The organism is Okeania sp. SIO3I5 (genome assembly GCF_010672085.1).
Classification (GTDB): domain Bacteria; phylum Cyanobacteriota; class Cyanobacteriia; order Cyanobacteriales; family Microcoleaceae; genus Trichodesmium.
The window spans coordinates 1-20067 of sequence record NZ_JAAHHT010000180.1 but is presented as its reverse complement, the minus strand read 5'-3'; the positions used below and the strand labels follow the sequence as shown (position 1 = coordinate 20067).

15 protein-coding genes and 1 pseudogene are annotated in these 20067 nt (G+C 33.4%); 8 read left to right on the top strand and 8 right to left on the bottom strand.

Features of this window, described 5'->3' with window-relative positions; translation table 11 throughout:
* Positions 1 to 527: 527 nt before the first annotated feature.
* Together menB and F6K40_RS29045 are read right to left on the bottom strand one after the other, a co-directional pair.
* Positions 528 to 1376 carry a 1,4-dihydroxy-2-naphthoyl-CoA synthase gene (gene menB, locus F6K40_RS29050; RefSeq protein WP_293140830.1) on the bottom strand — a complete coding sequence of 283 codons (849 nt, stop codon included), beginning with the start codon at positions 1374 to 1376 and terminating at the stop codon, positions 528 to 530.
* A gap of 234 nt (positions 1377 to 1610) precedes the next feature.
* Positions 1611 to 1781, bottom strand: a complete 171-nt coding sequence (locus F6K40_RS29045) for a hypothetical protein (protein WP_293140828.1) — start codon at positions 1779 to 1781, stop codon at positions 1611 to 1613.
* A gap of 448 nt (positions 1782 to 2229) precedes the next feature.
* On the opposite strand from F6K40_RS29045, the gene F6K40_RS29040 reads away from it, so the two are divergent.
* The 6 genes from F6K40_RS29040 to F6K40_RS29015 all read left to right on the top strand — a co-directional run bounded on the left by F6K40_RS29040 (position 2230) and on the right by F6K40_RS29015 (position 10985).
* Entirely contained in the window at positions 2230 to 2700 is a 471-nt protein-coding gene (locus F6K40_RS29040) for a nucleoside deaminase (protein WP_293140832.1), read from the top strand.
* A 566-nt stretch (positions 2701 to 3266) separates the two neighbouring features.
* Positions 3267 to 3968 carry a lysophospholipid acyltransferase family protein gene (locus tag F6K40_RS29035; protein ID WP_293140826.1) on the top strand — a complete coding sequence of 234 codons (702 nt, stop codon included), beginning with the start codon at positions 3267 to 3269 and terminating at the stop codon, positions 3966 to 3968.
* A gap of 949 nt (positions 3969 to 4917) precedes the next feature.
* Positions 4918 to 5331: a hypothetical protein gene (locus tag F6K40_RS29030; protein WP_293140824.1), complete on the top strand. Its 414-nt coding sequence runs from the start codon at positions 4918 to 4920 to the stop codon at positions 5329 to 5331.
* A 1275-nt stretch (positions 5332 to 6606) separates the two neighbouring features.
* Entirely contained in the window at positions 6607 to 8085 is a 1479-nt protein-coding gene (gene glcD, locus F6K40_RS29025; RefSeq protein ID WP_293140822.1) for a glycolate oxidase subunit GlcD, read from the top strand.
* Positions 8086 to 9570: 1485 nt separating this feature from the next.
* The gene (locus tag F6K40_RS29020) at positions 9571 to 9990 is read left to right on the top strand and encodes an oxidoreductase (protein ID WP_365673166.1); all 420 of its coding nucleotides are present in this window, start codon (positions 9571 to 9573) and stop codon (positions 9988 to 9990) included.
* A 191-nt stretch (positions 9991 to 10181) separates the two neighbouring features.
* A complete protein-coding gene (locus F6K40_RS29015) occupies positions 10182 to 10985 on the top strand; it encodes an oxidoreductase (RefSeq protein ID WP_483143780.1) in 804 nt (267 codons plus the stop codon).
* Positions 10986 to 11847: 862 nt separating this feature from the next.
* Here the strand turns inward: F6K40_RS29015 and F6K40_RS29010 are convergent.
* Positions 11848 to 12828 (bottom strand): glycosyltransferase family 2 protein, encoded by a 981-nt coding sequence (locus F6K40_RS29010; RefSeq protein ID WP_293140820.1) that lies wholly within the window; start codon positions 12826 to 12828, stop codon positions 11848 to 11850.
* Positions 12829 to 14201: 1373 nt separating this feature from the next.
* On the opposite strand from F6K40_RS29010, the gene F6K40_RS29005 reads away from it, so the two are divergent.
* Positions 14202 to 15683, top strand: coding sequence for a glycosyltransferase family 39 protein (locus F6K40_RS29005; RefSeq protein ID WP_293140818.1), 1482 nt, complete (start codon positions 14202 to 14204; stop codon positions 15681 to 15683).
* 326 nt (positions 15684 to 16009) lie between these two features.
* The gene (locus F6K40_RS29000) at positions 16010 to 16912 is read left to right on the top strand and encodes a lysylphosphatidylglycerol synthase domain-containing protein (protein WP_365673162.1); all 903 of its coding nucleotides are present in this window, start codon (positions 16010 to 16012) and stop codon (positions 16910 to 16912) included.
* A 333-nt stretch (positions 16913 to 17245) separates the two neighbouring features.
* Here the strand turns inward: F6K40_RS29000 and F6K40_RS28995 are convergent, their stop codons facing one another.
* The 5 genes and pseudogenes from F6K40_RS28995 to F6K40_RS41655 form a co-directional block, all read right to left on the bottom strand.
* Positions 17246 to 17467: a hypothetical protein gene (locus F6K40_RS28995; protein WP_293140814.1), complete on the bottom strand. Its 222-nt coding sequence runs from the start codon at positions 17465 to 17467 to the stop codon at positions 17246 to 17248.
* 14 nt (positions 17468 to 17481) lie between these two features.
* Positions 17482 to 17649: a hypothetical protein gene (locus F6K40_RS28990; RefSeq protein WP_293140812.1), complete on the bottom strand. Its 168-nt coding sequence runs from the start codon at positions 17647 to 17649 to the stop codon at positions 17482 to 17484.
* Between the two features lie 68 nt (positions 17650 to 17717).
* Entirely contained in the window at positions 17718 to 17999 is a 282-nt protein-coding gene (locus tag F6K40_RS28985; protein ID WP_293140810.1) for a hypothetical protein, read from the bottom strand.
* A gap of 323 nt (positions 18000 to 18322) precedes the next feature.
* Positions 18323 to 18769 (bottom strand): annotated as a pseudogene (locus F6K40_RS41660) (MBOAT family O-acyltransferase); the annotation flags it as partial.
* A complete protein-coding gene (locus F6K40_RS41655; RefSeq protein ID WP_293140808.1) occupies positions 18749 to 18892 on the bottom strand; it encodes a hypothetical protein in 144 nt (47 codons plus the stop codon). The pseudogene F6K40_RS41660 and the gene F6K40_RS41655, both read right to left, overlap by 21 nt.
* Positions 18893 to 20067 lie beyond the last annotated feature (1175 nt).

The following is a 20067-nucleotide window of genomic DNA, read 5'->3' as shown; positions in this document are numbered from 1 at the left end:
TCGGCAGATCGTAAAGTAGTCCCAAACGCTATTAGCAATGGGATAGAGGGTGTTGTAGTTCATCCAAGATTAATTAATTTGGTCTGAACTGAATATTAGAATATTTTTCTATATATTTAGAAACTATTAGAATATTTGTATCGTTTTTAGATAATGACTTTCTCCCAATCAGGGCGTGAAAAACCCGATAACTGGGAACCATCAGGAAAACGCATTAAGCGATGCAGCGCGGTCTTGGGGGTCTCCCCCATGAGCGACTGCATCAAGACAACGAGGTTTGTATCAATCTGCTGCGGGCTATTTAATCAATGCTGATTGCAATGGTGCAGCAAACATTCTCCGAAAAGTATCTGGAAGGCTTAATCTCAACTTAAGTCAACTAACTAGAGGCGCTTTGACTACGCCCTTAAGAGTTCATTTTTGGACTTCTTAGTAAAGAATCCCCGTCGCTCGATTCGCGGGGAGAAGTCAAATTTATCCTAAACTGACTTGATCATTTTCAGTATGCAACTTTGGAGTTGAAAATGTCACGGTAACCAAGGGTATCTACGAAAGTCTGGAGGCCGTTTTTCTAGGAACGCCTTTTTACCTTCAGCTCCTTCCTCTGTCATGTAGTAAAGAAGAGTAGCATTACCAGCTAATTCTTGTAGACCAGCTTGCCCATCACAATCAGCATTAAAAGCGGCTTTTAGACAACGAATAGCGATCGGGCTTTTTTCCAAAATTTCTAATGCCCATTTTATGCCTTCTGTTTCTAACTCTTCGACTGGTACAACACAATTGACTAAACCCATTTCCAAAGCTTCTTGTGCAGTATATTGCCGACAGAGAAACCAAATTTCTCGTGCTTTTTTCTGACCAACAATCCTTGCTAAATAACTAGCTCCAAACCCACCATCAAAACTACCTACTTTGGGACCAGTTTGTCCAAAAATTGCATTGTCCGCTGCAATAGTCAGGTCACAGATAATATGTAAAACATGACCCCCACCAATAGCATATCCAGCCACTAAAGCAATAACAACTTTCGGCATGGAACGAATTAATCGTTGTAAGTCCAATACATTCAATCGTGGCACTCCAGCCTCATCGACATAACCTGCTTTACCCCGTACACTTTGATCTCCACCAGCACAGAAAGCATATTTACCATCTGTATGAGGTCCAGCACCTGTAAATAAAACTACTCCAATATTGGGGTCTTCACGAGCATCGACAAAAGCATCATAAAGTTCAAACACAGTTTTAGGACGAAAAGCATTGCGTTTGTGAGGACGATTAATTGTTATTTTGGCAATTCCGTCAGTTTTGTGGTACAGAATATCGCTATAGTCTTTAACAATTTGCCATTCTATTAGTAAAGGCTGATTAGTCATAATTTGTAAAAATGTATAATCCAAAATTATAGCTGAAGTCAGAAGGGGCGATAGGGAAGCCATTGGATTAGCCACGTACAGCAGTTAAATTGTTGTTGTGACAAAATTTGAGAGTTTGAAAATATCCTAATAATAGTAACTGTTACTGGTATTTTTCCTAGAGAGCATAAATTAGTTTAAAACGCCATATCCAATTGACCAAGAGAAATAAAATTTTTTCCTTCTTGGTCAATCCTATCCTTTTTTTGGCTTTGCTTTATAAACATCTTTCTTAACATAAAACTTGGGCATTATAGACAAGTTATGAATAAGGCTTTGAGAGGCTTTTTCTTGAGAAAAGTTTATTTGAAGGTACATTTTTTTGAGAACTGTAGACAAAATTCTTACTCCCCACATTTCCCACACTTCCTACACTGCCCATACTCCCCACACTCCTCGACCTTCCTTACCCTTCCTACAAGCTTTTCAGGAGTTCCTGATAAGGGATAGCTTTTAGGGAGAGGTAATAATTATTAATTATTAATTATTAATTATTAATTGTTAATTGTTAATTGTTAATTGCTGAATCCTACCTTTGATACCAATTTTGAATTACTGATGAAAAATTTTATAATAGTCAACCGACTATTTTTTAATCTGATGAAGTCAAGTAAGTTAATTTCAGTCTAACTAAGATTAATAATACTATTTATTTGGATGAATATTTTTTTTGTGACATCCTCTCTTGAGTTACTTATTTATTTTTTGGAGAGGTCTATTGCAAAACATTTTTTGAGTATGGGTTAAAATTTATCACATCGTTTCCATCCAGCCGTTAAAACGGGTTTGTTTCCCATTTACCGAAAAATATATGATGATTAACTACTGTAATTATGTAGTCCATAAAAAATGGATGAGTCGAGTGTTAGAGCTGGCCAAAATTGCTGGTGATGCTGGAGAAGTACCAGTAGCTGCTGTGATAGTTAATTCAGATGGTAAGTTAATTACAGAAGCTCAAAACCGACGGGAGCGAGATTTTGACCCTACTGCTCATGCAGAAATATTGGCTTTGCGACAAGCAGGACAAATTTTGCAGAATTGGCACTTAAATCAATGTATTCTCTACGTTAACCTGGAACCTTGTCCAATGTGTGCCGGGGCAATATTACAGGCTAGGATAGGTTTATTGGTTTATGGAGCGGACGATCCGAAAACTGGCACAATTAGGACTGTGGCTAATTTTCCAGATAGTGTTTTTTCTAATCATCGTTTGTCTGTATTGGGGGGAATAATGGAAACTGCTTGTCGTCAACAATTACAGTCTTGGTTTACTCAATTTAGGTAATAAGAAAGAAAATTAATTTTGCCCTTGAAAAATTCTCTAATTAGGGTTTGCTGAAAAAGTCTTATGGGTGAGGGTAAGGAGTCAGGAGACAGGAGACTCGATACTGGAGGAGTAAGGAATTTAGAGGAGGCAGAAGAAAGAATTTAATTCGTGATTTTTTGGCTCTTGTCAACCCTTTCATCCTAAAATGCATGAGCTTTAAGGAGCAAAAACCTTGTACTTTTTCAAGACTTAAAACGGCTAAAACCATGATTAAAGTCAATGCTTTAAAATTTAATCAGCAAACCCTAATTAATTAGCTATTAGTTATCAGCTAAAAATCCAAGAGTTTAAATCCTCTACTATATTTGAAAAAGCGCATTGTGCTTGTTAATGGGGAAATTAAAAGCCAAATTATATAGCTTGAGAAGCTGATTACTGAGAGCTGATAGCTGAGTGCTACTTCAACTGGTAAAAAATCATAAAAACTTGACAGTTAAATAAGTGTCATTTAAAGAGTAAGCTAATTAAGCTACAAAATTTACCTTAAAGTCAAGAAGTTAACTTAGACATTGAGGTAAAAAATTATGATGCTGCTCAAGTACATTCAATCATTTTTTAAAACAGCAAATTTTCAAGTTAACTCTACAATTTCAAGTATTTGTTCTTGGTTAGTTTCTTTATCTTATTTTCTCGGTCATTATATAGTAATGCCATTTTATTTTCGGAGAATAAATATTATTGGCAAAGAAAATATTCCGAAAACAGGAGCGGTAATTTTAGCCCCTACTCATTGTTCTCGTTGGGATGGGTTAATTATCGCTTATGCCACAGGTAGATTAGTGACAGGTAGAGACCCAAGATTTATGGTTAGTATGGATGAAGTTAAAGGTTTACAAGGTTGGTTAATTAGAGGTTTGGGTGGATTTCCTATTAACCCAAAAAATCCGGCAGTTTCTTGTTTTCGTCATGGAGTGGAACTAATGTTAAATAGAGAGATGTTAGTGATATTTCCTGAAGGTAAGATTTATCGCGATCGCCAAGTTCATCCTCTGAAAAATGGATTAGCAAGAATAGGATTTCAGGCTAAATATTATCAACCAAATCTTGATATTAAAATAGTACCTATATCTTTGAGTTACAACCCAGTTATTCCCCGTCTTGGTTGTGATGTTACAGTTAGAATTGGTGGTACTTTATCTGTGAAAGATGATATTTATGATTTGGGAAAAAAGCAGGCGCAAAAATTAACTATGGATTTAGAAGTAGCACTTAAAATTCTCTATTGAGATTCACTAAAAGAGAACGGAAAAAGGAATAAATAGACAGAAAAAATATATAAATTATCTCGAAAATATATAATTTTTCTAATACCAATTTGATAAATGTTTGCTACAAATATCTAGTTTTTTTTAAGGAGTCAGAATTTAGAAGAAATAGTTTCTTAGCCGTTCTTAGTTCATAACTTATTTAATTCCTCAAAAGAACATCTCCCGTAAAGTCTTTTTATCGCCCTTATTATTCGTAACATTCTTTTTGAAAATTGGTATAATACTAATTACTTTTAGCAATGCTATACTTAGGTGGCACTTCAATTATTAAGTAATTAATACAGTCTGAATCACCTTTTTGATAATTATTAATCACTAGCATCTTAATTATTTTTATGTTTACCGAAAAATTAAGGTTTAAAACCTCTCCTTTCAAGAATAAAAAGCGGTCGTTAACGTTTGCGATAGCATTCCGTAAGGAAAGTTTCCCGCAGGGTGGTATGGATGGGTTACCTAATCATATCCAATCTCCCCTTGAGAACAAAAAAATTCCTTTTAACCACTCCTTCTATAGTAGTCATAAATGAAAATAGAGAAGCATTCTAGACAGCGTAAAATATTGATACAGAACCTTTCTCCCAAATCATCTGGGATTGCTATATTACAGAAGAGGTAATTAATAATTATTAATTATTAATTGTTAATTATTAATTATTAAATTCTACCTACTCTCGTTGTATGCAACGTCCTTACCTTCGACCCTACTCCCTAGAGAAAGATACGGGTTGAAAAGTTTTTTGAGAAATGGTAGAAGGGATTTTTGTTTCTAGTTTCTCTATTGTTTCTTTACAGTTAAGCTGTTTTCTAAAATCCTCAATTTTCTACTTCATCTTTATCATTGCAGCAAATATGATAATCTAGAATAATTTACACAAAAAAGATTTATATAATCTCAGGTATTTTCCCTATGAAGCCAACATCAAAAGATTTAATCTCTAATTTCCAACCAAGTCAAATTGTCTGTTTGGAATATGGAAATACCTATTTATATGCAGCAGTAATTCAGATATTGACAAAACGAAAAATGTGTTGGGTTCGCCCTTTGCTATTAAAAGTATTTGCTTCAGAAAATAAATCTGAAAATCATCAAGATAATTCCGATCAATCTACTTTGTGGGATTTACGAGAAGGTGCAGATTTAGTATGGCCGATTTCTTTATTTAGGGAAGTTATTGATACAGAGTTTATGCCACTTTTTAGTGAATTAGAGTCCTTAGATATTCAGGAGAAAGACTTACAACTTTCACATCAAAAATTAAAACATTTTATTAGACAGGTTTGGCAGGCTTATCCTCATGTTTTTTCTGTAGCTGAAAGTTAATCTATGAAATAAAATTAAAGTTGAGTAAACTTTCTAACTCCTTCCTATTTTTACTTTCTTCATTCAATTAAATTAACAAGGTCTTATTTAATTTCAATAAAAATATAGACATTTACAGACAATTATCTTACTAAGTTCAGACTTAAGAATATATTCTATTTATTTTACTGCGAGAACGTCTGTACGACCTAGGGCGAGAAATAAAAAAAGAGAAACACTTTCTCAGGGGTGAGATGCTGAAACTGATTGAGAAATTTATGATTAAGCCGAACTATTCTAATTATTAATTTATTGATAAATTATGCTTTTGAGCAAATAATTTCTTGAACACAGTTAATTATAATTATATTGTTAGACAAGAATTTATCTTTAACCAGAAGTATTTAAACTCTGCCAAAACTTATCATTTAATTCAAGAAAAAGATAAACCAAACATATTTTATTCTGCCATATTATTTTCAGTTTAAAAATAGATTTTACAAGACTTATATTTTTACAAGACTTATATAGTGTTTTCGAATGATATGTAAATCTAGATTGAGGTTTTTTATAATAAAAAATTCTGCAAAAAGAGTACCCACTAATCCTTTCAGAAAGCTACTATTTTATGCTGTTTTCCCTTCTTCCTTCCATACCTATTCCCTTTTTAATAGAAATCAGTTTCCGCATTTCAAATAAAAATGCTATACAAACGCAATACAGTTTAATTAAGTTTCAGAAATTATTTTGATCTTAATGACATAATTAAATTTTTTATCTCATAGTAAGCAGCAAATATCTTAAAATTTTTGTCATTATTTTAATGTAGGGTTTGCTGAAAAAGTATGCATGGGTTTGGGTAGGAGTCAGGATAAATGGGAATTTAGAGGAGGTTAGGAGTAAGAATTGTTCCTCAATTTTTCTGTCTAAGTCTCTGCCCAAAATACTAAATTCTTGAACTAAAAAGACCTAAAAGCTTGGATTTTTTCAAGACCTAAAAAGGCTAATTTTTTTACCTGAAAAGGATTTGATATTTAATCAGCAAACCCTAATATAAATATCTACCCATAAACTTGCTTAGTATAACTCTAAGTTAAATTTCCCTTGTAATTCACAGAGTTTTTGACAGAATAAAAAATTAAAGTCTATTTTGATAACTTATTTGTCAACTAATCTAATATGCTAAACCATTCTCTAGAGCTAGATCAAATATTGCATCAGATGGTATAGTTAAAATATAATATTGAAAATCATAGTTTCTTGAAAATTATATTTTCATAATTCTATAAAAATAAAATGCTTAGTAAAGATAAACAACAAACAAAACGCAATTGGAAAAAAATTGCCAAACAATTTGAAGCAGTTGTGGGAAAAAAAGGCGTAGTTCAACGTAAAGAAGAATTATTAGTCTATGAATGTGACGGTCTAGCTAGTTATCGTCAAAGACCTGCATTAGTAGTATTACCCCGCACCACCGAACAAGTCTCAGAAGCAGTAAAAATATGTCATAACCTTAATATTCCTTGGCTTCCTAGAGGTGCAGGAACAGGTCTTTCTGGAGGTGCATTACCAATAGAAGACTGCGTTTTAATCGTCACTTCATTAATGCGAAAAATCCTGAAAATAGACTTAGAAAATCAACAAGTTATTGTACAACCAGGCATTATTAATAACTGGGTGACACAAGCAGTTAGTGGAGCTGGTTTCTATTACGCTCCCGACCCTTCCAGTCAAATTATTTGTTCTATTGGTGGGAATATTGCTGAAAATTCTGGAGGCGTTCATTGTCTCAAATATGGTGTCACAACTAACCATGTTTTAGGATTAAAAATAGTTACACCTGAAGGTTCAATAGTTGAAATTGGCGGACAAATTTCAGAGATGCCTGGTTATGATTTAACAGGTTTATTTGTAGGTTCCGAAGGTACTTTGGGAATAGCGACTGAAATTACTCTTAGAATTCTTAAATCTCCCGAATCAGTCTGCGTACTTTTAGCAGGATTTCCTAGTATTGAAACTACTGGGCAAACTGTGTCAGATATTATCAGCGCTGGGATAATTCCTGGGGGAATGGAAATTATGGATAATTTTAGTATTAATGCTGTAGAAGATGTAGTTAAAACTGGTTTATATCCTCGGAATGCAGCAGCTATTTTGTTGGTTGAATTGGATGGTTCACAGTTAGAGGTTGATGTAAATAAACAACGAGTTAAAGAAATATGTGAACAAAATGAAGCTATAGAAATTACGATTGCTAATGAACCAGAAAAGCGGATGAAATTATGGAAAGGGCGAAAGGCTACTTTTGCTGCTGCTGGTAATATTAGTAAAAATTATTTTGTGCAGGATGGGGTAATACCTCGGACAAAAATGGCTTATGTTTTGGGTGAAATTGAAGCAATAAGTCAGAAATATGGTTATCGTATTGCGAATGTATTTCATGCAGGGGATGGAAATCTTCATCCTTTAGTTTTATATGATGATTCTGTTGAGGGAGATTTGGAAAGAGTGGAAGAAATAGGTGGAGAAATTCTCAAATTATGTGTAGAGGTTGGTGGTAGTTTGTCTGGAGAACATGGTATTGGTTCCGATAAAAAATGTTATATGCCTTTGATGTTTAATGAAACAGATTTGGAGACAATGCAATGGGTAAGAAGTGTGTTTAATCCCAAGGGTTTAGCTAATCCTGAAAAAATATTTCCTATGCCTCGAACTTGTGGAGAATCTGCTAATGTTCAGAAAGTTAAGCAGTTTGAAGGAGCGGAAGTTTTTTAAACTTTAGTTTGCCTTAATTCTAAATATTATCTAGTTACTAAGTCAGAAAAACTATAGATATATATTTAGAATATTTAGAGGCTGTAAAGCGTTATTTTCAGTGAGCAAAAATTAGCTTTACTTTCAGACGGGGAAGTAGTTTCTGACAATCAATTTTCGGCATTCCATTATCAAGGGATGATTTTGATACGTGCCCAAAAATTTAGCCTTATCGATCAAAAGTATTAGCTTATGGTAATTTAATTATCATCTTAATTATTTCTTTTGTAGGGTAGTAATTAAGTTGAGCTGCACACTTGTCTAATTTAACGATAATTTATTTAACTAAGACGTTGGGGTTTTTAGATTTTAGATAAATAAATAAGGTGGCGCTTGCCTGACTGTGTCTAGATGGATAATTGATTTAACTAAGACGTTGGGGTTTTGAGATTTTAGATAAATAGAGGGGTGGCGCTCGCCTCACTCTATCTAGATTGAAAATTTATTTAACTAAGACGTTGGGGTTTTTAGATTTTAGATAAATAAATAAGGTGGCGCTCGCCTGACTGTGTCTAGATGGATAATTGATTTAACTAAGACGTTGGGGTTTTGAGATTTTAGATAAATAAATAAGGTGGCGCTCGCCTGACTGTGTCTAGATGGATAATTGATTTAACTAAGACGTTGGGGTTTTGAGATTTTAGATAAATAAATAAGGTGGCGCTTGCCTGACTGTGTCTAGATGGATAATTGATTTAACTAAGACGTTGGGGTTTTGAGATTTTAGATAAATAAATAAGGTGGCGCTTGCCTGATTGTGTCTAGATGGATAATTGATTTAACTAAGACGTTGGGGTTTTTAGATAAATAAATAAGGTGGCACTCGCCTGACTGTGTCTAGATGGATAATTGATTTAACTAAGACGTTGGGGTTTTTAGATAAATAAATAAGGTGGCACTCGCCTGACTGTGTCTAGATGGATAATTGATTTAACTAAGACGTTGGGGTTTTGAGATTAGTGGGGAGATATTCGAGGTACTAATTTTCGAGGGGATAAAACTACAACGTCTGAGTTATAAGATAGATTTTAGATAAACTATGGGGTGAAGCGATCGCTTCAATTAAATAGATAATAAATAGATAAGTAATAAAACTACAACGTCTGAGTTATAAGATAGATTTTAGATAAACTATGGGATGAGGCGATGGCTTCAATTAATATATATAAATAAGGGATCAAACTGCAACGTCTGAACTTAATGCTTTATGACGTAAGTTATTAATTAAGTTAATTTTCTCCTTTTCAGGGTATAAAAAAAGAAAAGCTAAATTTTCTTACTTCCCTTTTTCTTTCCTCCCTATTTAGGAGGTTGACCAAGGGTAGTGATAGTCCGTGGGTTTAATCTTTCCAGCAAAGCATTCTCAAGGAAAGCTCCTCTTTTTGAGCAGCATTCTACAGAAAAAGAGGCTAACTGATAATTAATAACTGAAAACTGATAACCGAAATGACCGATCCAACAGATTCCCTCGCCCTACTCAGCCCCTTCAATATAGGAGATTTAACTCTGAAAAACCGAGTCATCATGGCTCCCTTAACTCGGTCTCGTGCTGGAGTCGAAAGAATGCCTAACGAAATAATGGCAGAATATTACGCTCAACGAGCAGGTGCAGGTCTAATTATTTCTGAAGCTACTGTCATTTCCAAACAAGGTATTGGTTGGCTTAATACCCCCGGTATCTACTCAGACGAACAGACGAAAGCTTGGCAGCAGGTTGTAGAGGCAGTTCATGCTAATGGAACTCATATCTTTCTGCAACTTTGGCACTGTGTACGAGCTTCCCATACTAGCTTTCAGGAAAATGGTCAACTCCCCGTATCTGCTTCTACGGTTATCTTAAATGAAGAATATATTCATAGTTACTAAATCTATAGAAAAATATTCCTAGACAAGTGTTTTAATTAAGTGTTACCTTAACGGGGTGAACTACAACACCCTCTATCCCATTGCTAAAAGCGTTTGGGACTACTTTTCTGATCGGTATTTAAACGAACATTGACATGACTCATTGTATTTGACACCAGATGATTTTTTTTAATAATAGTACGTTCTACTAACTGTATTATCCCTCCTGTCAACATTTAACGAGCTGTTCTGCAATCCTTTCTCAGTCTAAGATATTTTTAGTTTTTTTCCTATGTTTTTCTACAAAATTAATAAAACTTTACAATACCCCCATTGGCAAACAACCCTACGAAACACCCCGCGCTCTAGAAACAGAAGAAATTCCAGCAGTTGTAGAAGATTATCGTCAAGCTGCCGTTAGGGCAAAAGCTGCTGGTTTTGATGGAGTAGAAATTCATGGTGGTAATGGTTATTTAATTGACCAGTTTTTACAATCAAAGACTAATCGTCGGAGCGATCGCTACGGAGGTAGTCTGGAAAACAGATTTCAATTTCTTAAAGAAATTGTTGAATCTATTTTAACTGTATGGCCGTCTCATCGAGTGGGAGTGAAAATTTCACCTAATGGTGCTTTTAATGATATGGGTTCCCCAGATTTTCGCGAAAATTTTCTTTACGTTGCCAAACAGTTAAATAATTACGGACTAGCTTATCTTTATGTTATGGATGGTTTAGAATTTGGTTTTCACCAGTTAGGAGAAGCAATGAATTTAGCAGAGTTTCGTGAAGTCTTTTCTCAGGCATTGATCGGAAATTGTGGCTATAAAAAAGAAACTGCTGAAGCTGCTATTAAGTCAGGAAATGCAGATTTAATTGCTTTTGGTAGACTTTATATTAGTAATCCAGATTTAGCAGAACGTTTTGCTAATAATTGGCCGCTAAATCCAATATCGGATATGAAAACTTGGTATTCATTTGACCCAGAAGGATATATTGATTTTCCTACTTATCAATAATTAGGGAATAGGGAATAGGGAATAGTTGCAAGTGTTAATTTTTCTGCATTTTTACTACCTGGTAGTTAAGAAAAATCTTTGAAAGAGAACTAAATATTTAGTATTTTTTCGTACTTTATTTCCAGGTATAGCACCACTTAAATTGATGATACATGAAGATTCTATATTTATTTAGGGCTTGCTGATTAAATCTGAAAAGATTGACAGATAAAGGGTAAAGCCATTTTATGTGGGAGAAAAGTGCTAGCTTTTTACTCTGATGAGCAGGAAAAACTGAGGATTTTGGGCAGCGAGTGGCGGAAAAATTTAGGGATAATTGTTCCGACTACATCTTTTGTAATTCAGCATTTCTCCTGACTACTATAAACAGCAAAAATACTTTTTTAGCAAACCCTATTTATTCAACAAACCTTATCTACTTTGAAGTATATTTTAAAGTGAAAATTTAGTGAAAATAGCTAATACCAATTTGATAAGTGTTTGCTACAAATATTTAGGGTAATTCTTAGGAGTTAGGAGTCAGAAGTCGTATGGGAATACCTTCAATACTATTTCTTAGTTCATAACTAATATTTTTAGTCAAAGAGACATCTTCTATAAACTATTTTATCAAACAGGATTGGGTCTAAAACCCCGCCTTGATCGGGGAAATATTTTTGGAGCGGATATCAAATCCTCGTTACAAAAATAATTTCTGACTTCTGACTTCGTTAATCTCCCTTATTATTCGTAACATTATTTTTTCACGCTTGGCATAATACCTGAAAACTAAATACTGATTAATTCTTAAATAGACGTCTCCAATAATAAAAAATCAAATTAATTATCGCACTTTTATTCATCAATTATTTCCTCGTGCTCCCTACTCCCTACTCTCTCCTAAATTGCTAATAACTTCTCGCACTCGATAAATTGGGCGTTCTTGAGATTCGTGATAAGTTCGCATCAGTAACTCTGCCAATAAACCAAAACTAAATAATTGCAAACCAGCTAGTAATAAAACAACAACCAAAATTAGTAGAGGGCGATCGCCAATATTTTCACCAAAGCCAAGTTTTAAAATGGTTAAATAAATACCCAAAACTAACCCTAACCCTCCAGAAATTAAACCTAACATTCCAAAAACGTGCATCGGTCTAGTCAGGAATTTCTTCATAAAAAATACTGTCAATAAATCCATCACAACTCGAAAAGTTCGCCCTAAACCATACTTACTTTTACCATAGCGACGAGCGTAGTGATTGACAGCTATTTCTGTAATTCTTGCTCCTTCAATAAAAGCTAAAGCTGGTAAAAATCTATGTAATTCACCATAGAGATTCATATCAGCAACTAATTCCAAACGATAAGCTTTTAAAGAACAACCATAATCATGTAAATTTACTCCTGTGACTTTGCCAATTATCCAATTAGCAATTTTAGAAGGAAGTAGTCGCCTAACAGCATCATCTTGCCTATTTTTCCGCCACCCACTCACCAAATCATAACCTTCATCCAGCTTAGATAATAATAGTGGAATATCTGCCGGATCGTTTTGTAAATCTCCATCTAAAGTCACAACTACTTTACCAGAAGCATGGTTAAATCCTGCCGCCATAGCAGCAGTTTGTCCATAATTTCGACGCAGAATTATTGCTTTTAAATCTGTACGTTTTTGAGCTAATTCTGTTAATAGTTTTGTGGAACCATCCTGAGAACCATCATCTACACAAATAATTTCATAAGTAAGTTGATTTTCTTTTAAAGTAGTAGAAATAGTTTCCAGTAGTTGGGGAATACTATCTACTTCATTGTAAATTGGCGTTACTATAGATAAATCTAGTATATGGTTATTGATTTTCATTAAACTGTATTTGGATGAAGTTTAACTATTGACACAAATGTGGTTTTGCATCTCACATCTGTTACCATTATTACGAATATATTTGGATTGCTACTTTGGACTTTTCATACTTTTTCCCTGATATCTCAACCTATCATTCATTTCACAAGTATGCAATGCCAGAATAACATACTTTTCGAGAAATTATATAACCTAATTTTTGCAGCCAGGAGATATAGTTGATGTTAAATGCTTTTCAGAGATTGATTTACCCTCTCAAAAAAAAGGAATGGTTTCCGATTTTATTGATTCTTGTCTTAGGGTGTTGTTTGTACTTTTACAGAATAAATTTTCGAGGTTGATGGATAGATGAATTTTTCAGTATTTTAGAGATATAAACCGGATAGCTTTTAATAAGGGCAGGGTAATTTACTATGCTGTTTTACATCCATGGATTAATATTTCCGATAATGAGGTATGGTTGAAAATTATAGCTATTATTTTTGCAGTAGTATCTGTATATCTAAAATTTATAGATTAGGTTACGCAATTGCATAAATTTATCGAACCTTATTCTATAAAATTGATCAAAAAATGTCTAAATTTTGGCAAAGGAATAGTTGATGTTAAATGCTTTTCAGAGATTGATTTACCCTCTCAAAAAAAAAGGAATGGTTTCCGATTTTATTGATTCTTGTTTTAGCCTGCTGTTTGTACTTTTACAGAATAAATTTTCGAGGTTTATGGATAGATGAATTTTTCAGTATTTTAGAGATATAAACCGGATAGCTTTTAATAAGGTAATAAGGGCAGGATAATTTACTATGCTGTTTTACATCCATGGATTAACATTTCCGATAATGAGGTATGGTTAAGAATTATAGCTATTATTTTTGCAGTAGTATCTGTATATCTAAAATTTATAGATTAGGTTACGCAATTGCATAAATTTATCGAACCTTATTGTATAAAATTGATCAAAAAATGTCTAAATTTTGGCAAAGGAATAGTTGATGTTAAATGCTTTTCAGAGATTGATTTACCCTCTCAAAAAAAAGGAATGGTTTCCGATTTTATTGATTCTTGTTTTAGCCTGCTGTTTGTATTTTTACAGAATAAATTTTCGAGGTTTATGGATAGATGAATTTTTCAGTATTTTAGAGATATAAACCGGATAGCTTTTAATAAGGGCAGGGTAATTTACTATGCTGTTTTACATCCATGGATTAACATTTCCGATAATGAGGTATGGTTGAGAATTATAGCTATTATTTTTGCAGTAGTATCTGTATATCTAAAATTTATAGATTAGGTTACGCAATTGCATAAATTTATCGAACCTTATTCTATAAAATTGATCAAAAAATGTCTAAATTTTGGCAAAGGAATAGTTGATGTTAAATGCTTTTCAGAGATTGATTTACCCTCTCAAAAAAAAGGAATGGTTTCCGATTTTATTGATTCTTGTTTTAGCCTGCTGTTTGTACTTTTACAGAATAAATTTTCGAGGTTTATGGATAGATGAATTTTTCAGTATTAGGGATATAAACCGGATAGCTTTTAATAAAGGCAGACTACTTTACTATGCTCTTTTACATCCATGGATTAATATTTCCGATAATGAGGTATGGTTGAGAACTCCAGCTATTATTTTTGCAGTAGTATCTGTATATATAATTTATAGATTAGGTAATGACTTGTTTAGTAAAAAAGTTGGTCTTATGGCAGGATTTTTACTGACTATTTCGCCATTATTTATCAATCATGCTCAAGAAATTAGATACTATACAATGAGTGTTTGCCTGGGGCTTTGTGGTTGTCTTGGTCTCGCACATTCTCTACAACAACCAAATCAAAAACTTCCAAAATTAATATGGGTTGTAGGTAGAGTTTTATCCTTTTACACTACACCTTTAAATGCCGCTTTTTTAGTCCCAGATATTCTGATTTTATGGCTGAAGTTTAAATTTAAAATTTCTAGATTAATCAGTTATCTCGTTCTATATTTAACAATCATTCTTGCTAGTATTCCTGTAGCTCTTTCTGTAAAAAGTTATTCAGGTTCACACCGAGTAATTTTACCAATTCCTGGTGTGAAAGAAATTTTCCGAGAGCTAAGAATAATGACTGTCTTTGCTAACTCTCCACCACCACCTTATCTACCATTATTGATTCAAGTTGTAGCTTTAATTCTGGCTATAGTGATTTTGGTTGCAATTATTAAAAAACCTCGTACTCAGAAAGTTTTATGGGTAGCTTCATGGGGAATTATACCTGCTGGAGCTATTTTTGTTTTTTCTAATGTATTCTACTCAATCTGGAACAGTCGTTATCTCATAATTTCTCAACCATACTTTATACTACTGGTAGCAATTGGCTTTTTTAAGATTTGGGATTGGCGAAAAATAATTGGAGTAGTGCTAGCTGTAATATATATGTTTGCCGTTAGTTTAGGCTTAGTAACTTATTATACAAGCTCCCAGCGATACATGGGAGCATTAGACCATTACAGACCAGTAACACAATTGATTGAAAGTCGAGATAGAGAAGGTGACATAATCATGTACTCTACATTTCATGCTAATTCTTTCCCTATAAATGGTGGTTCTTTTCCTTTTACTTACTATTATCAAGGTTCTACACCACCTATATATGTCGATAAGAGGGAAAAAACAGATAAATCAAATCTTCAAGTCTATTTAAAAAGTTGGGTTGAAAGTCTACCTCCTACATACTCCCGTATATGGTTTATCTATTATGGAGGAGATATGAATATTTTTAAGTCTGTATTTGCAGAACAATTTACAATTGAATCCCAGGAAATTATTGGTAATGCAAATATATTATTGCTGATTCCAAAGTTGGATAAAAAATGATTAATATATGGGTGTATCTCAATTGTGAAAAAAGCAAAAAAAATGTCGCTTTTAGGGAACAGGGAACAGGGAACGGGGAACAGTGAATAGGGAATCAGAAAAAAGTATTTTTGCAAATATGAAATGCACCCTAATATGTTGAATACTAATACCATTTGTCCATGAAGTTACGCTTAATAAAAGGTAAAAGTTGTTGAAAAATTCAGGTCTGGGTAATAATTATTAAGCGCATTGTTACAGAGAAATGGTATAAGACAGTTTAGAGCAGAAAAACAAAGAATTAGCAGTTATCAACTGAGTTAGTTTTATACTTTATGAAAAAATTTTTGTCGAGGATTAAACCTTATCTCCGATGGGTTATTTTAGGAGTAACTCTATTTTTCCTAGTTAAAACTCTTAAAGATAACTGGGAACAAGTGCTAGAAATTAGAATTAGTGATTCTGGGTGGGTAAGTTTAGGATCTGCTTTAATTGTCACAATAATGGCTCATGTATGGTCAGCTATTGTTTGGTTTGGGATTATTAAAGAGTTTCATCAAAAAGTTAATTTACGGTGGGCAATTAGAGTATATTTACTAACAAATATTGCTAAGTACTTACCTGGAAATATATGGCATTTTTATAGTCGAATTAATGCAACAAAACAAGTCGGAGTACCTCTTGAAACGGCCATTTTAAGTGTTTTAATAGAACCACTTTTAATGGCAGCAGCTGCTTTAGGAGTCGCTTTAGTTGGTTCTACTCAAGAAAGTTGGCTTATACAATTTTTGTGTTTTTTGGCAGTAGTTTCTATTCTGCATCCACGAATTTTAAACCCAGTAATTAAATACTTAGCTAAAATCAAATTAAAAGCTAGCAAACCCGATATGAAGCCAGTCACTGAATTAAAATTAGAGCGGTATTTAATTAAGCCTTTTGTGGGAGAAATTTGTTTTGTTTTAATTCGAGGTGTTGGGTTTTTATTGACTATATTAGCTTTCAAATCTGTTGAATTGAATGACGTTTTTTTAATATTTAGTGCGTTTAGTTTAGCATGGTTATTAGGTTTAGTTGTACCTGGAGCGCCAGGAGGTGTTGGGGTATTTGAAGTAACTGCTTTAACTTTACTAGAGCCAAAATTTTCTCCTGGTATTCTGTTAAGTGCAATTGCATTTTATCGGTTAATTAGCGTTTTAGCTGAAACTTTTGCTGCTGGTTTAGCTTGGTTGGAGCAAAAAAGTAAAATCTAATTATTTGTGCTTAAAGACTGCGTGTTCTATATAACATCGTAATTCATAAAGATTAATACCATTAAGTCCTAAATTATAAATAGATTGCTCGTTTGATAATCCTGGATAATTAGGGTCTAAAGCTACTCTTATTCTAGATGAAGCTAACAGAATGGTCAAAGGTTTAATGCGGATAATATCAGTTGCTTTGTAGAGGCGATAACTATTTTATTTTCGAGTTTTTGAATAGTTTATCCCCAGGAAATTATGAGTATTAAATAGATGATAAGGATCGACAATAATATTTAATATTCCTACAGTAACTACAGGGAGAAATACCGACAGTAAAAACATTCAATTATAATGATTGATTCCCAAGAAATTAGGAGTATTAAATACACCATAAGGATTGATAATAATATTAAATGCTCCTACAGTCACTACAGGCAGAAATACTGACAATAAAAATATCCAATTATATCGACGATATTTTTTTATATTTACCATATATTTTTTTGATTTTTCGGTATTTAAAGGTTGAGATTCAGTATAATTAAGTTGATTATTAACACTCATATTTATCTAAACAATTAAAATTGGAAATAAAGAAACTCAGAGACACGATTCAGGGATAATAAAGCTACACTTGTCAAAATACCAATCCATATTGCCCACCACCAAGTAGGTTTAAGCGTTGCCAAAATTTCTTGAGTATGAGGTAGAAAACTCACAGAAAAAGTTAAAGTTATTATAGTCAATATTGAGAAAGTTTTATAGCGCTACGCGAAGCGTGAATAGGGAATAGGGAATAGGGAATAGTAAACTGTCAAAGGCTTTCAGAATTTAGAAATGTCCTAACCTTAATGCGTAGTGCTATACTCTCCCAAAGTTCTGGTAAATAAGTTAGTTCCGACCAAGATTTAAGTTGAAAACCAAAATTAGTTAGTACAGATAATTTATCTTTAGCTTCCCCTGGTATAACTACTCCATTAAAACCCGCCATTGTCTGTAAAATATCCAGACCATCCTGAATATTTTCTGCTCGAAATAACACCCAACTAATAATAACAGCAACAAAAGTAATTGCCCATGCTAATAATTTTTGCATTGGAATATTTAACTTTCGCCAACCATGATTAATACATAAATAGGGTTTGCTGATTAAATATTAAGTCCTTTTCAGGTAAAAGTTTCAGGCTTTTTAGGTCTTGAAAAAATCCAAGCTTTTAGGTCTTTTCGGTTCAAAAATGAGCATATTTTGGGCAGATAAAGACAGAAAAATTGACGAACAATTCTTACTCCTACCTCCTCGCTCATCCCCATTTCTCCAGTCTCAAGTCTCCAGTCTCGAGTCTCCTACCCTTACTACAAGACTTTTTCAGCAAACCCTAAATAGATACCGTGTAAACCTCCCCAAATTACATAAGTTTAACCTGCACCATGCCAGAATCCACCTAACAGCATCGTTGTTAAAAGATTACTATAACGACGCACTTCTCCACAACCACTTCCACCCAGAGGAATATATAAATAATCTCTCAAAAAATTTGATAAAGTAATATGCCAGCGTCGCCAAAAATCACTAATAGAATTAGCTTTGTAGGGAGAGTTAAAATTAATCGGTAATTTAATATAGCAATTCCCATATTCGTGAGGTACAAAATTCTTTGGTTTTAGGGAACACTTAACTGGGAAAAGGGCAAAGGGAATAGGGAGTAGTAATTCTGATTTCGTAGGAATAGATAAAGAAGAAAAACAACTGTACCTGAATAATTTGAGAAACGCTATATTAAACATCAACCCCAAACCTATTGCCATATCTGAGTAACCAGAAAAATCAAAATATAGCTGGAAACTCTAACTTAAAGCTCCTACCCAAGCTTCAATAAAACTAAATTCAGAAGCATTATTAAAAGCTAGTGCTACCCAAGGCAATATAGTGTCAACTATCAATACTTTTTTACATAATCCCAGACTAAAAAGACTTAAACCCAAAGCCATATTTTTCTGGGAAAAAATAAAATTTCGTAATTGACGAAACTGAGGAATAAGTTCATCATGGCGTCAAATAGATCCGGCGATTAATTGAAGAAAGAAAACCACAAACAAACTATAAGTTAATCAGTCATAATTAGGGCTTGCTGATTAATTATCAAAGTATTAAAATATAAAGGTTTCAGTCTTTTTTGATCGAAAAAAGTGCCAGCTTTTCAGTAGAAATATCTCTAAAAGTTAGTATTTTGGGATGATTATGGCAGAAAAATTGAGGGACAATTCTTACTTCTACCTCCTCTATAATTCCCATTTCTCCTGTACGGGCGAATGGCCATTCGCCCCTACGATTCCCGACTCCTAACTCCTACCCTTACCCATAAGACTTTTGAGCGCAAACCCTAATTAGTCTCTCTTGTTTCCCCACGATAAGCATCTACTAAATAAGCTATCTGAGTAAAAGTATAAAAAGAAATTGCTAAAGGCAAAATAATTTGCCCAGAATTCAAATTTGTAGAAACTACTCAATTAATAGTATCCAAGAAAAAGTGCACATATTTATAGTAGGAAATTATTGCTCAATTAACAGCTATACCCACCCAAAGTCAAACATTTGCTTGCTTAGTTTGTGGTTTAGCTTCAGCAATAAACTTCCCCATGTGATAATTCCACAAAATTGAAATTATCAGTAGAGGCAGATAAGCAACATTCCAATAACCCTTGAATTAATAGTATCCAAGAAAAAGTTCGCATATTTATAATAGAAAATTATTGCTCAATTAACAGCTATACCCACCCAAAGTCAAACATTTGCTTGCTTAGTTTGTGGTTTAGCTTCAGCAATAAACTTCCCCATTTGATAATTCCACAAAATTGAAATTATCAGTAGAGACAGATAAGTAACATTCCAATAACCCTAAAAAGCAAAAGAATTAGCAGTCAAGCAAACCTTAGCAGCTTTAATTAAACCAAACTTGGTTAAAGGAAAGAATATAATTAGAATTAAAGGGAAAAAACCAAAGATAAAAACATAATAATTAGATAACATACAGCAATTCCCAAAAAGCGTGAGGTACAAAATTCTTTGGTTTTAGGGAACACTTAACTGGGAATAGGGAATAGGGAATAGGGAGTAGTAATTCTGATTTCGTAGGAATAGATAAAGAAGAAAAACAACTGTACCT